4 protein-coding genes are annotated in these 16,178 nt (G+C 68.3%); 2 read left to right on the top strand and 2 right to left on the bottom strand.

The features are described 5' to 3' along the window. Nucleotides 1-23 precede the first annotated feature (23 nt). Complete coding sequence (locus tag HUA78_RS25845; RefSeq protein WP_371745662.1) at nucleotides 24-467, top strand: hypothetical protein; 444 nt, start codon at nucleotides 24-26, stop codon at nucleotides 465-467. Between the two features lie 75 nt (nucleotides 468-542). Here HUA78_RS25845 and HUA78_RS25840 read toward each other — a convergent pair whose 3' ends face one another. Next, nucleotides 543-4,556 carry a non-ribosomal peptide synthetase gene (locus tag HUA78_RS25840; protein ID WP_174477377.1) on the bottom strand — a complete coding sequence of 1,338 codons (4,014 nt, stop codon included), beginning with the start codon at nucleotides 4,554-4,556 and terminating at the stop codon, nucleotides 543-545. A gap of 104 nt (nucleotides 4,557-4,660) precedes the next feature. On the opposite strand from HUA78_RS25840, the gene HUA78_RS25835 reads away from it, so the two are divergent. Next, nucleotides 4,661-8,425: a type I polyketide synthase gene (locus tag HUA78_RS25835; protein ID WP_174477376.1), complete on the top strand. Its 3,765-nt coding sequence runs from the start codon at nucleotides 4,661-4,663 to the stop codon at nucleotides 8,423-8,425. Here the strand turns inward: HUA78_RS25835 and HUA78_RS25830 are convergent. Then, on the bottom strand, nucleotides 8,422-16,164 hold the full coding sequence (locus HUA78_RS25830; protein WP_371745661.1) for an amino acid adenylation domain-containing protein: 7,743 nt from the start codon (nucleotides 16,162-16,164) through the stop codon (nucleotides 8,422-8,424). The two genes, HUA78_RS25835 and HUA78_RS25830, sit on opposite strands and share 4 nt — an antisense overlap. Nucleotides 16,165-16,178: the final 14 nt, after the last annotated feature.

The following is a 16,178-nucleotide window of genomic DNA, read 5'->3' as shown; positions in this document are numbered from 1 at the left end:
GCTCCCCCTAGAGTTGGGGAGCCGTGGCGACCTTTCCCGCATTGTCCTTGCAGCTCTCCGGCCTGCTCGCGCAGATAGTTCCGGACTACACCCGTCCTGTCTCCTCCATGTCTCCGAAGTACTTCGAGATTCTGGAGCAGAACAGTCACATCATCTACCCGCTGGTGGCGGTGCTGACGCTGGTGCTCATCACCGCGGGCGTCCTCCAGGCGTGGAAGACGCAGGACCTGGACGGCCTGCAGAAGAACGAGTTCAAGAAGGCCATCGTCAACGAGCTGCGCCGCAACATCACCGGCCTGCCCGGTGACGTGCTGGCGAAGGCCGTGGGCCTGGACCGCCTGAAGACGAACCGTCTGCTGGAGCAGATGCAGCAGGATGGCATGGTGGTGAGCCACACCAACTCGCAGCGCCTCACCGTCTGGCGCATCCGAGGCTCCGGCCCGGAGCCGAGCGTCCGTCGGTATTGAGCAGTCTGGGGTTGCTTCGAGCATCCAGCGGCGTGCCATTCGAGCCTGGGATGCAATTCCGGGGTGCCGCCATCCTCACCGCGTCGTGAGGCCCCGAGCCCGCCCGAGGTGCTCACGAAGCAGTGACGCGAGCCGTGTCACGTCGGGGCCGCGCAAGATGGAGTAGTGGTCACCGGGAATCGCGTGGACGGTGAGTTCGCCCGTCGCCACCTGCTCCCAGCCGTGCACACGCGTGGTGCCCGTGGCCTCGATGGAGAGGACAGGCCCCGAGTAGGGAGCCGGCACGTAGCTCCACGCCGCCAGGAGGTTCACCTCGAAGACCCGGCGCAGGGCTTCGAGTGACTGGACTCCGCTCGGGTTCGCCGCCGCCAGGGTGCGCATCAGCGTCTCGGGGTCCTCTCGGGCGAGTTCCTCGTCGGTCATCGCGACAGCGTTCCCCGCCGCGCGCATCAGGTCCGTGTAGAACATCGCGCCGAAACGCCGGGCCTCATCGTGCCCAGGCGCCGCGCCCTCTCCATCGAACGGACGCACGAAGCCGTCGATGAGCGCGAGCACCTCTGTCCGCTCGCCTTGCTGTTGGAGCTGGTGCGCCATCTCCCACGCGATGCTGGCCCCCATCGACCAACCTCCGAGCCGATACGGCCCGCGTGGCTGCACCTCCCTCATCGCTGAGAGATAGAGGCTCGCCATCTCCGGGATGAGCTCGCACGGAGGCACATCTCCCTCCAGCCCCCGCGACTGGAGCCCGAAGAACGGCTGCTCGGGCCCCAACGACTTCGCCAGCTCCGCGTAACTCAGGACCGTTCCGCCCACCGCGTGCACACAGAAGAAGGGCCGCTGTCCCTGTCCCTCCTGCAATCGCACCAGCGGACTCCAGGCGGACATCGAGGACTCCCGACGCAACACGGACGCGACATGTTCCACCGTCGCGCGCTGGAAGAGCGTTGCCACCGGTAGCACCCGGCCCACCGCGCCCCGGATGCGCGCGAGCAATCGAATGGCCATCAGCGAGTGGCCGCCCAGCGCGAAGAAGTCCTCTGTCACCCCCACGGGGCTCACGCCCAGCACCTCTTCCCACACGCGCACCAGCATCCGCTCCAGCTCGTCGCGCGGACCTTCGTGCGCCCTGCGTGACGCGAGCTGATGGCGTCCCGGTGCGGGCAGCGCCTTGCGGTCCACCTTGCCCGTGGGAGCCAGCGGCAGGGCCTCCAGGCGCACCAGGACACTCGGCACCAGGTACTCCGGCAGCCGTTGCTCCAGTCGCGACCTCAACGCCTCCGCGTCCCACGGCTCCGCGTGCACCACGTAGCCCACCAGTCGCTTCTCCCCACCCTCCTCCTGCCGCACCACCACCACCGCGTCCTTCACCCCCGGCAGCGCCTTCAGCGCCACCTCCACCTCGCCCAGCTCCACTCGGAAGCCGCGCACCTTCACCTGCCCGTCCACCCGCCCCAGGAACTCCAGATTCCCATCCCCCAACCACCGCGCCTTGTCCCCCGTGCGATACAGCCTCGCGCCCGGCTCGTCACTCAGCGCATCCGGAATGAACCGGTCCGCCGTCAGCTCCGCCCGCTCCCAGTAACCGTGCGCGAGACTCGCGCCCCCGACGTACACCTCTCCCACCACACCCACGGGACTCGGAGCACCCCGCTCGTCGAGCACGTACACCTTCACGTTCGAGATGGGCACGCCTACCGGAGGCAGCGCGGGCCACGTCGCGGGCGGTCCATGCGCCCTCCAGGCCGTGACGACGTGGGCCTCCGAAGGGCCGTACTGATTCTCCAGCACGCACCCCGGCAGCCGCTCGAAGAAGGACACCAGCGCGGGAGTCACCTGCAGCTGCTCACCCGCCGTCACCACTTCGCGCAGCGGCGGCAGCACGGCTTCGTGTTGCGCCACCTCGCACAACGCCTGGAGCGCCACGAAGGGCAGGTACAACCGCCCCACGCCGTGAGTCACCATGCGTCGCAGCAAGGCCACCGGGTCCCTTCGCTCCTCCTCCCCCACGAGCAGCACGGTGCCTCCCAGGCACCACGTCCCGAACAACTCCTGGAACGACACATCGAAGTTCAGCGAGGCGAACTGGAGCGTCGTCGCTCCCGCGTCCACGGTGCGCGCGAGCAACCAGCGCAGCATGTTCCCCACCGCGCGATGGGACATGAGGATGCCCTTCGGCCGCCCCGTGCTCCCCGACGTGTAGACGAAGTAACAGGGAGTCTCCGGTGAGAGCGGAACGGCCGGAGCGTGCATGGGCCGCGCCTCGATCCGTCCCGCCTCCTCTTCCAACCGGACGCGCCGTGTCCCCGTGCGCTCGGGCAACGCGCGCTCCAGCGCACCGTGCACCAGCACCACGGGCGCACCCGTGTCCTCCAACATCTGCTCCAGGCGCTGTGATGGATAGCTCGGGTCCAACGGGAGGAAGGCCGCGCCGGCCTTCAGCGTCGCCAGCACCGCCACCGGCATCTCCAGGGAGGCCCGCTCCAGGCACAGGCCCACCGTGCCTCCGGGCCGTACGCCCAACGCCAGCAGGTGATGCGCGAGCTGATTCGCACGCCGCTCCAGGCTCGCGTACGTCAGCGACGACTGTCCGTCCGTCACGGCCACGGCATCGGGCGAGCGCATCACCTGCGCCTCGACCCACGCGTGCATCAAGCCGGGCACGGCGCTCGAATCCGCGCGTCCACTCCACTCACGCAGCAACGCGCGCCGCTCCGCATCGTCCAGCAACGACACATCGCCGACGCGTCGCCCCGGGTCCGCGAGGAGTCCCTCCATCAACGTGACGTAGTGACCCGCCATCCGCCGCAGGGTCGCCTCGTCGAACAGCGCTTTGTTGTACTCCCAGATGCCGACCCAGCCCTCGGCCGTCTCTCGCAGGAAGAACGTGAGGTCGAACTTCGCCATGCCGGAGTCGAAGACCACCTGGCTCGCCGTGAGCCCGGGCAGGGACGGCAGGGCGCGCGGCCCCTCGATGACGAACATCACCTGGAACAGCGGTGAGCGACTCAAGTCCCGAACCGGCCGCATCGCCTCGACCACCGTCTCGAACGGGACGTCCTGATTCGCGTAGGCCCCCAGACACATCCGACGCACCCGTCCGAGCATCGCCCGGAATGACTCCTCCCCATCCACGTCCAGCCTCGGCGCGAGCGTGTTGACGAAGAAGCCGATGAGGCTCTCCAGCTCGCGTCGGTTCCGCCCGGAGATGGGCATCCCCACCACCACGTCCCGTTGGCCGCTGTACCGGGACAGCAGCACCTGGAAGCCCGCCAGCAACAGCATGAACGGCGTCACGCCCTCGGCGCGGCCCCGCGTCTTCACCGCTTGCGAGAGCGACGGCGAGAGGGGCATCACCACGGTGGCCCCCTGAAACGTCTGCACCGGCGGCCTCGGCCGGTCCACGGGCAGCTCCAGCGCGGGAGAGGCTCCCGACAGCAGCGCCTTCCACCACGCGAGCTGCGACTCCAGCACTTCCCCCTTCAGCCACTCGCGCTGCCACAGCGCATAGTCCGCGTACTGCACCGGCAACCCGGGCAACGTCGGCGCGCGGCCCTCGGTGAAGGCGCCATACAGCTCTCGCAGCTCGCGCTCCATCACCCCCATGGACCAGCCGTCACACGAGACGTGATGGAGCATCAACATCAGCACGTGCTCGTCTTCGCTCACCCTCAACAACCGCGCGCGCAGCATCGGCCCAGCGCTCAGGTCGAACGGGCGACGCGCCTCTGCCTCGGCGTGGCGCAGGACCTCGTCCTCTCCTGCCACGGGCTCCACGAGCAATGTCACCGCGACGTCGGGCGCGATGCGCTGCACCGGCCGCCCCGCCTCTTCACCAAACGTGGTGCGCAGGACTTCATGCCGCATCACCAGCGCCGTCAGGGCGCGCTCGAGCGCCGCTACGTCGAGCCGTCCCTTCAGGCGCGCGAAGAAGGGCACGTTGTAGGAGTAGCCACCCGCGTCCACCTGCGCGAGGAACCACAGGCGCTGCTGGGCGAAGGACAACGGCGGAGGCGAGTCCCTCGGCACGGGCACCAACGGGGGCAGGCCATGCACCTTCGTTACCTCTCGCTTCACCTCGGGCGCACTCATGGCGGACCCTCCGCAGCGACTGTTATTCCAGCTTAAATCAGTTTTATCAGCGTACGAGGCCATCCACGTTCAACTCGCGCATCCAGCCATGCTCTAGTCCGGGGATGGGTGAGAACGTGTCTCATGAGCCGCCCGGCCCGACGGCCATCGCCATCGTCGGGCTGTCGCTGCGCTTTCCGGGCGCTTCGGACGCACGGCGATTCTGGTCCAACCTCATCTCGGGCGTTGAATCCGTCACGGTGCTGGATGCCGAGCAGCGCGCGAAGGCCGGACTTCCCTCGGACGAAGGTTGGGTCGCGGCGGCGGGTGTCATCGCGGATGCCGACCTCTTCGACGCGCGCTTCTTCGGCTACTCCCCTCGCGAGGCCGAGCAGCTCGACCCCCAGCAACGCCTCTTCATGGAGTGCTGTTGGGGGGCGCTCGAGTCCGCGGGGTATGCCGCGCGGGCCCGGCCGCTGCACGTGGGCATCTATGGCGGCGCTTCGCTCAGCACCTATCTCCTGACGAACGTCCTGCCCAGCATGGAGCGGCGCTCCAGCGACTGGACGGAGAGCATCCTCGGGACGCACAGCGACTTCCTGGCGACGCGCGTGGCCTACAAGCTGAACCTCACCGGGCCCGCGATGACGGTGCAGACGGCGTGCTCCACATCGCTGACCGCGGTGCACCTCGCCTGTCAGGCGCTGCTCGCGGGGGAGTGCAACCTCGCGCTCGCGGGAGGCGCGGCCGTGCGCTCTCCGCAGCTCGTCGCGTACCCCACGCAGGAGGGAGGCATCTCCTCACCTGATGGACACTGCCGCGCCTTCGACTCCCAGGCGGCGGGCACCGTGCCGGGCAACGGTGTCGGCGTGGTGCTCCTCAAGCGACTGGAGGACGCGCTCGCGGATGGAGACCCGATTCGCGCGGTCATCCTCGGCTCCGCCGCCAACAACGATGGCAGCAGCAAGGCGGGCTTCACCGCGCCGTCCGTCTCCGGGCAGGTCGCCGCCATCAGCGATGCACTGGCCCTGGCCGGAGTCGAACCCCGCTCCATCTCCTTCATCGAAGCCCACGGCACGGGCACGCCGCTGGGAGACCCTGTCGAGGTCACCGCGCTCAAGCAGGTCTTCCAAGGCGTGGCCCCCGGCACCATCGGCCTGGGCTCGGTGAAGAGCAACCTGGGCCATCTCGACGCGGCGGCCGGAGTGTCCGGACTCATCAAGGCGGTGCTGGCGCTGGAGCACCGACAGCTTCCGCCCACCGTCCACTTCCGTCAGCCCAATCCCCTGCTGGAGCTCGCGGGCAGTCCCTTCTACGTCGTGGCCGAGCCTCGTCCCTGGAACAGCGCGGGCCCTCGACGCGCGGGGGTGAGTTCGTTCGGCATGGGCGGCACCAACGTACACGTCGTGCTCGAAGAGGCCCCCACTCCGGCGAGCGACCCGCCTCGTGCGGAACAACAACTGGTGTTGCTGTCCGCCAGGTCCGAGGCCGCGCTGGAGCGGATGACCACGGCGCTGTCCGAGCACCTGGGCCACACCCAGGCCGCGCTCGCGGACGTGGCCCACACCCTTCAAGTCGGACGCAATCGCTTCGGCTGGCGACGCTTCGTCACCGCGAGCACGCTCTCGGAGACCTCCGCGCGCTTGAGGCACCAGGGCGACCCACTTCGACCTCGCACCGCCTTCGATGAAGCAGAGCGAAGAAGCGCCGTCTTCCTGTTCCCGGGCGGAGGCACGCAGCGAGTGAACATGGGCGCGGAGCTGCTCGGTGAGCCCGCGTTCCGCGAAGCCGTGGACCGATGTGCCGCATTGCTGCGTGCCCCGCTCGGTGGTGACCTGCGCGAGGTGATGTTCGCGCCCCCGGAGCGCTACGACACGGCGGCTCGTGAGCTGGCACGTCCGGTGTGGACCCAGGCGGCGCTGTTCACCTGTGACTGGGCGCTGGCGCAGCTCTGGCTGTCCCGGGGTGTCCAGCCCGAGGCGCTGTTCGGCCATTCCCTGGGCGAGTACGTCGCGGCCTGTCTGGCCGGAGTCTTCACGCTCGAAGAGGCGTTGGAGCTGGTCGCCGCGCGCGGCAGAATCATGGAGCGGCTCCCTCCTGGCGGGATGACGGCGGTCCTCGCGCCGCTGGCCCAGGTGGAGCCCCTGCTGAATCCCCTGCTGTCCGTGGCGGCCATCAACACACCCTCCGACTGCGTCCTCTCGGGCCCGCTGGAGGCGCTCGATGCCCTGGAGACCGCGCTCGCCACGCGAGGCGTCGAGACGCGGAGACTGCGTATGAGTCGCGCGGCGCACTCGGTGATGCTCGAACCACATCTGGCGGACTTCGCACGCGTGGTCTCCCGCTTCTCCCCCCGTGCCCCCAAGTTGCCCGTGGTGTCGAGCGTCACCGGGCGCTGGCTCGGCGAGCGCGAAGCAGCGGACCCACTGTACTGGTGCCGCCATCTGCGCGAGACAGTCCGCTTCTCCGACGGACTTCACCTGCTGCTCTCCACGGGAGACCGCGCCTTCATCGAAGTTGGCCCGGGCACGGCGCTGTCTTCGCTCGCGCGGCGACATCCGACCCGCACCTCGCAGCCCGTCCTCTCCACGTTGGCGTCCGCCTCCGCCGAGCAGCCCCCGCATCCACTCGCGTCACTCGGAGAGGCCTGGCTCGCGGGCATCACCATCGACTGGGAGCGCTTCCGCGCCGGAGAGCGGCGCCGACGCGTCCCACTGCCGGGCTACAGCTTCGACCGGGAGCGACACTGGATTGAGCCCGCCACGGCTCCCACGGCGCCCTCGACCACTCGTGCCGTGGAAGCCCGCGAAGAAGTGCGGCCCGCCATGGGTCGCGACGAGGGCCCGCGCGCCTCGGCGCCTCGCGATGCCACGGAGCAGGTGTTGCTCGAGTGCTTCCGGCTCACGTTCCACCTGGAGAACATCGGCATCCATGACGACTTCTTCGCGCTGGGTGGCGACTCCCTCCTCGCCTTGCGATTGAGTGCCCGTATCGAGGACCGACTTGGAGCGCGGCTTCCACTGAAGGCCGTGCTGGAATCTCCCACCATCGCGCGACTCGCCGCGCGCATTGGAGAAGGTGCTCGCGACGCCGCGCCCACGGCCCCCAGTTGCCTCGTGCGACTCCAGGAGGGAACTTACGGGGTGCCTGTCTTCTTCGTGCATGCAGCCGGTGGACAGGTGCTCTTCTACCGTGAGCTGGCGAGACACCTCGCTCCCGAGCGGCCCATGTACGGCTTCGAGTCGGCGGGACTCAACTCGGGCACCTCGTGCCACACCACCGTGGAGCAGATGGCGGAGCACTACCTCACGGCGCTTCGCACCGTACGGCCCCGAGGTCCCTATCTGCTCGTGGGTGCATCCCTGGGTGGAACCATCGCCTACGAGATGGCGCGCCGACTGTCGGCTGAAGGCGAGAGCGTGCCCCTGTGCGCGCTCCTGGACACGCCGCCACCTGGGCACGTCTCCGCGGAGCTCGCGGACCAGGTCTCGCTGCTGACCTTCCGCGCGGGGAAGACGTTCACACCTTCCACCGAGTGGCCGAAGGACTTGTCCGTCGAAGAGCAGTTCCGCCTGCTCCAGGAGGAAGCGGCGCGGGACGGTATCGAGCCCCCCTTCTCGGAATTCGAAGCGGCCCGCAGACAACTGGACGTGCTGCGCGCGAACACGCGGGCATTGAGTCTCTACGTGCCGCCGCGCTGGAGCGGGGGCGAGTTCCAATACTTCCGCGCCCAACAGCCACCTCCCGGCTTCCCACCTCACCCGGAACTCGGCTGGTTGGACCTGGGCGCGGCGGCGCGCGTGGAGGTCGTCCCTGGCGACCACCACACGATGCTGCAAGCACCCCATGTCGAGGTGCTCGGAGCGAAGTTGGCGCGCTTGCTGCGTTAATCCGAGCCCGGTCGCCGCCGCCGCTGCTGTGCCAATCGCTGGAGGCCCTCACGCCTGTCTCCGGAAGTCGCGGGCTGGCGAGGCGCCTCCGGCTCCGGGGCGGGCCCCAACTGAGCAGCGAGCGTGCGCACGGTGGGGAACTGGAGCAGCGACACCAACGGCACCTTGCGCCCCAGTCGCTCCTCCAGCTTCATCTGCAACATCTGGAGCAGGAGTGAGTTGCCGCCCAGGTCGAAGAAGTTGTCGTCCGCGCCCACGCGGTCCAGCTTCAGCACCTCCGCCACCAGTTGGGCGATCACCTGCTCCAGGCCTTCTTGAGGCTCGACGTAGCCACCGCTCAGCTCTGGCCGGTGCGCCTCTGGCGAGGGCAGCACCTTCCAGTCCACCTTCCCATTCGGTGTGAGCGGCAACTCGCGCAGCACCACGAACACCGACGGAATCCACGGCTCCGGCAACGAGCGCTTCAACCACGCGCGCAGCACATCGGCCGTCAACGTGGCCTCCTCCGTCGGCACCACATACGCCACCAGCCGCATGTCTCCCGGCGTGTCTTCCCGGCCCATGACCACGGCGGAGCGGACCTCCGGATGCGCCGCGAGCGCGGCACTCGCCTCCGCGGGCTCGACGCGCACACCGCGCACCTTCACCTGGGCATCGGCACGGCGCAGGTACTCGAACCTTCCGTCTTCGAGCAGCCGCACCACGTCACCCGTTCGATATAGCCGTCCCCCTTCACCATACGGGTCCGGGACGAAGCGCTCGGCCGTCAGGTCCGGACGCCCCAGGTACCCTCGCGCCAGTCCCACGCCACCGAGGTACAGCTCGCCCCAGACTCCAGTGGGAGCCAGATTGCCCGCGTCATCCATCACCCGCACCACCACGTTGCGCAACGGCCTGCCAATCGTGGGACGTGTTCCCGGGAAGCACTCGCCCCAGGTCGCGGCCACCGTTCCTTCCGTCGGGCCATAGCCATTGATGAAACGTCGCCCCGGGCTCCACCGTGCCACCAGTTCCTCGGTGCAGGACTCGCCGGCGGAGAGCAGGACTCGAAGCCTGGGAAGCTCGACCACCGGCATCATCGCCAGGACCGACGGCGGCAGGGTCGCCACGGAGATTCGCTCGCGCGCGAGCAACTCCGTCAATGGCCTTCCAGGTGCCATCTGCGCGCGCCGCGCCAGGACCAGCGTCGCCCCGTTCAGCAGTGCGGGGAAGACCTCCGCCACGGAGGCATCGAAGCTCACCGTCGCGAACATCAACGTCCTGTCGCCCGGGCCAAGGCCACCGAGCACCGAGGGGAAGGACTCAGCCAGATTCGCGGCTCCCCGGTGCGTCAGCAGCGTCCCCTTCGGGCGCCCCGTGCTCCCCGACGTGTAGATGACATACGCGAGGTTTCGCGCCGTGACTTCGGGCGCCAGCGATTCCCCGCCCACCAGGTCATCGAGCTCACCGATTTCATCCAGCAACACGGTGGCCCCCGAGTAGGCGAGTTGCGACGCCTCTTCCGAGCGCGACACCAGCAGCGCGACCTTCGCGTCATCCAGCATGTACGCGAGGCGCTCCGGTGGATGCTCAGGGTCCATCGGCAGGTAGGCGCCGCCCGCCTTGAGGATGGCGAGCATCGCCACGACCCAGTCGAGGCTCGGCCCCAGGCACAGGCCCACCACCACGTCGGGCCTCACGCCCCACTTGCGCAACACCGTGGCCAACTTGTGGGCTCTCCGGTCGAGCTGGGCGTAGGTCAGCGTCTGCCCCTCCATCTCCACCGCCACTGCCTCGGGCGTTCGTGCGACCTGGGCCTCGAACAACCGGTGCAGGCACTCACCCTCGAAGGGCGCTTCGCTGCCACCCCGCGCCAGCAGCGACTGTCGTGAGGACACACTCAGAAGCGGAAGGTCTCGCAGTCGCCGGCCCGGCTCGGTCACCGCGCCTTCCAGCAGGCGCTCCAGGTGCTCTCCGAAGCGCTCCATGGTCGCGACGTCGTACAGGTCGCTGCTGAACTCGAGTCCTCCCTCGATACCGTCGGCGGTCTCTCTCAATCCCAGCGCGAGGTCGACCTTGGCGGCACGAAGCCCCAGGTCCAACGGGCGTTGCGTGAGACCGGACAACGACAGGTCTCCCGAAGGCGTGTTCAAGAGCTGGAACACCACCTGGACCAACGGCGCGCGACTCATGTCGCGCTTCAGGCTCAGAGCCTCCACCAGCTTCTCGAACGGCACTTCCTGGTGCCCAAAGGCCCCCAGCACCGACTCCTTCACACGCCCCAACATCTCCCGGAACGTCAGCTCACCCGATGCCTCCGTCCTCACCACCAGCGTGTTCACGAAGAAGCCAATCAGCCCCTCCACCGCCTTCGTCGTCCGCCCCGACACTGGCGAGCCCACCACCACGTCCCACTGTCCGCTGTAGCGCGCCAGCAGCACCTGGAAGCCCGCCAGCAGCGTCATGTACAGCGTCACGCCCTCCCGCAGGCTCAGTTGCTTCAACTTCTCGCTCAACTCAGAGGACAGCTTCACCGCCACGCTCGCGCCCTGGTACCCCTGCACCGCCGGCCTCGGCCGGTCCGTCGGCACCTCCAGCGCTTCGGGGACTCCCGCCAGCTTCGTCCTCCACCACGACAACTGCTCCTCCAGCACCTCCCCCGTCAGCCATTCCCGCTGCCACACCGCGTAGTCCACGTACTGCACGGGCAACTCCGGCAGCGTCACGGCCTCGCCCTTCACGTAGGCGCCGTAGAGCGTCTCCAATTCCTTCGTGAGCACCCACGTGGACCAGCCATCGGACACGATGTGGTGCAGCACCAGCACCAGGATGTGCTCCTGCTCGCTCAGCTTCAGCAGCGCCACTCGCAGCAGCGGGCCCGCGCTCAAGTCGAACGGACGCCGCCCTTCTTCGGCTCCCAGTCGGAGGGCCTCTTGCTCTCGGGTTTCGACGGGGAGGCCACTCAGGTCCACCACGGACAACGGCAGGGACGCGGCGGCGTGGATGCGCTGCACGGCCCCCTGCGCATGCTGATGGAAGGTCGTCCTCAGGGTCTCGTGACGACGGACCAGCTCATTGAAGGCACGCTCCAGAGCCTTCACGTCGAGCACGCCCTCCAGCTTCATCGCGAGCGCGATGTTGTAGAGCGAGCCACCCGGCTCCAGCCGGTCGAGGAACCACAAGCGCTGCTGCGCGAAGGACTGAGGCAGTGCCTCCGTCCGTTCCGTGCGGACCAACTCTGGACGACCTGTCCTGAGCCCGTCCTTCAAGAGTTCATCCAATCGAGAGGCCAGCGCGGACACCGTGGGTGCCTCGAAGAGCACCCGCACTGGCACGTCGCGGCCCAGCAGCTCGCGCAACCGCGAGGCCACCTGCATCACCAGCAGCGAGTGCCCTCCTCGCTCGAAGAAGTTGTCCTCCGCGCCAACGCGCTTCACGCCGAGCAACGGAGCCCAGATCTCCGCCACCCGCTCCTCCATCGCCGTCCTGGGCGCGATGAAGGACTCCGACATCTGCTCGGAATCCTGCCGCTCCGTGCGATGGGCGTGGATGCGAACGGACGGAGTCCTCTCCGGCACTTCAATGTGCCCAGGCATCCCGAGCGCATCCAGCCGCGCTTCGGGCATCGCCACGGCGGACTCCAGCAACCGCTCGTAGTGGATGGCCAGGCGCTCCACGGTCTCCGTGTCGAACAGGTCCGTGTTGAACACCCAGTACCCCGCCATTCCCTCCGCGTCCTCTCGCACGGACAACGCGAGGTCGAACTTCGCCACCTGCGTCCCCAGGTCCAGCGGACGCAGCGCGAGCCCTGGCAACGACAGGTCCCCCGACGGCGCACTCTGGAGCGCGAAGGACACCTGCACCAACGGCGAGCGGCTCAAGTCTCGAGACAACTGCAACGCGTCCACCAGCTTCTCGAACGGCACTTCCTGATGCGCGAAGGCGCCCAGCACCGACTCCCGGACCTGGGCCAGCAGCTCCCGGTACGTCAGCGCACGTGACGCCTCCGTCCTCACCACCAGCGTGTTCACGAAGAAGCCAATCAGCCCCTCCACTTCCTTCGTCGTCCGCCCAGACACCGGCGAACCCACCACCACGTCCCACTGTCCGCTGTAGCGCGCCAGCAGCACCTGGAACACCGCCAGCAGTGACATGTACAGCGTCACACCTTCCCGCCGGCTCAACTGCTTCAGCTTCTCGCTCAGCTCGAAGGACAGCCTCACCGCCACGCTCGCGCCACGATGCCCCTGCACCGCGGGCCTCGGTCGGTCGGTCGGCAGCTCCAGCGCTTCGGGGGCGCCCTCCAACCTCGCCCTCCACCACGACAACTGCTCCTCCAGCACCTCCCCCTTCAGCCACTCTCGCTGCCACACCGCGTAGTCCGCGTACTGCACGGGCAACTCCGGCAACGCCGCGTCCCCGCCCTTCGCATGGGCGGTGTAGAGCGCCTCCAGCTCCTTCGTGAGCACGCCCATCGACCAACCGTCGGACACGATGTGGTGCAGTACCAGCACCAGCACATGCTCCTGCTCGCTCAGCTTCAGCAGCGTCACTCGCAGCAGCGGACCCGTGCCCAGGTCGAAAGGACGCCGTTCCTCCTGCATCCCGAGCCTCAAGGCTTCATGCGCTCGGGCCTCCACGGGCAGCCCGCGCAGGTCCACCACGGGCAGCGGGACCGCCATGGAAGGACTGATGTGCTGGACCGCACCGAGCGCAACCTGTCGGACCGTCGTCCTCAGGGACTCGTGGCGGTGAACCAGCGCATGGAACGCCTTCTCCAGCGCGCCAATGTCGAGCACGCCCTCCATCGTCACGGCCAGGGCGATGTTGTAGAGCGGGCTGTTCGGCTCCAGCCGGTCGAGGAACCACAAGCGCTGCTGCGCGAAAGACAGGGGTGGTGCATCCACCCGCGATGCGGGGAGCAGCGGCGGACTCCGAACCCCGAGCCCACCCCGCGCCAACACGGACAGACTCGTGGCCAACGAGGACACCGTGGGTGCCTCGAAGAGCATGCGCACCGGAACCTCGTGCCCCAACGCCGCTCGCAGCCGCGACGCGGCTTGCATCACCAGCAGCGAGTGCCCTCCCCGCTCGAAGAAGTTGTCCTCCGCGCCCAACCGCTTCACGCCCAGCAGCGGGACCCAGGTCTCCGCCACCAGCTCCTCCATCGCGGTCCTGGGCGCGATGAAGTCCTCCAACCCCTGCTCCGGAATCACGCGCTCGCCTTGGCGTGACTGGATGCGGGAACCGACAGCCTTCTCCTGCACCTCGCGATGCCCAGGCATCGGCAGCGCACGCAGGGTCGCCTCCGGCACCTCGACGACCGCCTCCAGCAACCGCTGGTAGTGCGTCGCCATGCGCTCCACGGTCGCCGTGTCGTATAGGTCCGTGTTCAGCTCCCAGGTGCCTGACAGTCCCTCCGCGTCCTCTCCCATGGACAACGCGAGGTCGAACTTGGCGGTCCTCGTTCCCAGGTCCATCGGCTGCTGCGTGAGCCCCGGCAACGAGAGGGCCCCCGACGGCGCACTCTGGAGCGCGAAGGACACCTGCACCAACGGCGAGCGGCTCAAGTCGCGAGACAACTGCAACGCGTCCACCAGCTTCTCGAACGGCACCTCCTGGTGCGTGAGCGCGCCCAGGACCGCGTCCCGGACACGCCTCAGCATCTCCCGGAATGTCAGCTCGCTCGACGCCTCCGTCCTCACCACCAGCGTGTTCACGAAGAAGCCAATCAAGCCCTCCACTTCCTTCGTCGTCCGCCCAGACACCGGCGAACCCACCACCACGTCCCACTGTCCGCTGTAGCGCGCCAGCAGCACCTGGAAGCCCGCCAGCAACGTCATGTACAGCGTCACGCCCTCCTGCCGACTCAAGCGCTTCAGCTTCTCGCTCAGCCCCGAGGACAGCTTCACCGCCACGCTCGCACCGCGATACCCCTGCACCGCCGGCCTCGGTCGGTCCGTCGGCACCTCCAGCACCTCTGGGGCTCCCGCCAGCCTCGCCCTCCACCACGACAACTGCTCCTCCAACACCTCCCCCTTCAGCCACTCCCGCTGCCACACCGCGTAGTCCGCGTACTGCACCGGCAACTCCGGCAACGTTGCGGCCTCGCCCTTCACGAAGGAGCTGTAGAGCGTCTCCAGCTCCTTCGTGAGCACGCCCATCGACCAGCCGTCCGCGACGATGTGGTGCAGCACCAGCACCAACACGTGCTCCTGCTCGCTCAGCTTCAACAGCGTCACTCGCAGCAGCGGGCCCGTTCCCAGGTCGAACGGGCGCCGTCCTTCCTCGCCCCCCAGTCGGAGCGCCTGTTGCTCTCGGGTCTCGCTAGGGAGGCCACTCAGGTCCACCACTCGCAGCGGCACTGGCGCGAAGGGCTGGATGTGCTGCACCGCCCCTTGGTCGCCTTGCTCGAAGGTCGTCCGCAGGGACTCGTGGCGACGGACCAACGTGTGGAAGGAGCGCTCCAGGGCGGCGACGTCCATCGCCCCCGTCAGTCGTATCGCGAGGGGAATGTTGTAGAGCGGGCTGTTCGGCTCCAGCCGGTCCAGGAACCACAGGCGCTGCTGTGCGAACGACTGGGGCGGAGCCTCCGTGCGAGTCGTGGGCACCAGCGCTGGCCGTCCTTGCCCGGTACCACCGCTCTCCAGGCTCCTGGCCAGCGTGGCGACAGTGGGCGCCTCGAAGAGCGTCCGCACCGACACCTCTCGGCCCAACACCTCGCGCAGCCGCGAGGCCACCTGCATCACCAGCAGCGAGTGCCCTCCCCGCTCGAAGAAGTTGTCTTCGGCCCCCACGTGCCTCACGCCCAGCAGTGGAGCCCAGACTGCCGCCACCAGCTCCTCGATGGCCGTCCGCGGAGCAATGAACCCCTCCGGCACGACCTCCGGAGCCAGCCGGTCCAACCGCCGAGCCTGGAGACGAACAACCGGCACCTTCACCGGCACTTCTTGGTGCCCCGACATCGGAAGCGCGTTCAGCCTCGCCTCCGGATTCTCCACCGCCGCCTCCAGCACTTGCTGGAAGTGCGCCGCCATGCGCTCCACGGTCGCCGCGTCGAACAGGTCCGTGTTGAGTTCCCAGAAGCCCGTCAGGTCCTCCGCGTCCTCACGCACCGACAGCGCGAGGTCGAACTTCGCCATGCCCGGCTCGTACGTCACCTCAACCGAGGACAACCCCGGCAGCGCCGGCAACTCAGCGGGCCCGTTCAAGCCGAAGGCAATCTGGACCAGGGGCGCGCGACTCAAGTCACGGCTCGACTGCAACGCCTCCACCAGCTTCTCGAACGGCACCTCTTGGTGCCCGAAGGCTCCCAGCACCGACTCCTTCACACGCCCCAACATCTCGCGGAATGTCAGCTCGCTCGACGCCTCCGTCCTCACCACCAGCGTGTTCACGAAGAAGCCAATCAAGCCCTCCACTTCCTTCGTCGTCCGCCCAGACACCGGCGAACCCACCACCACGTCCCACTGTCCGCTGTAGCGCGCCAGCAGCACCTGGAAGCCCGCCAGCAACGTCATGTACAGCGTCACGCCCTCCTGCCGACTCAAGCGCTTCAGCTTCTCGCTCAGCCCCGAGGACAGCTTCACCGCCACGCTCGCACCGCGATACCCCTGCACCGCCGGCCTCGGTCGGTCCGTCGGCACCTCCAGCACCTCTGGGGCTCCCGCCAGCCTCGCCCTCCACCACGACAACTGCTCCTCCAACACCTCCCCCTTCAGCCACTCCCGCTGCCACACCGCGTAGTCCGCGTACTGCACCGGCAACTCCGGCA

The organism is Myxococcus sp. CA033 (genome assembly GCF_013336625.1).
GTDB lineage: Bacteria > Myxococcota > Myxococcia > Myxococcales > Myxococcaceae > Myxococcus > Myxococcus llanfairpwllgwyngyllgogerychwyrndrobwllllantysiliogogogochensis.
The sequence above is the reverse complement of the archived record's forward strand: the minus strand, read 5'-3'. Positions and strand labels throughout refer to the sequence as shown.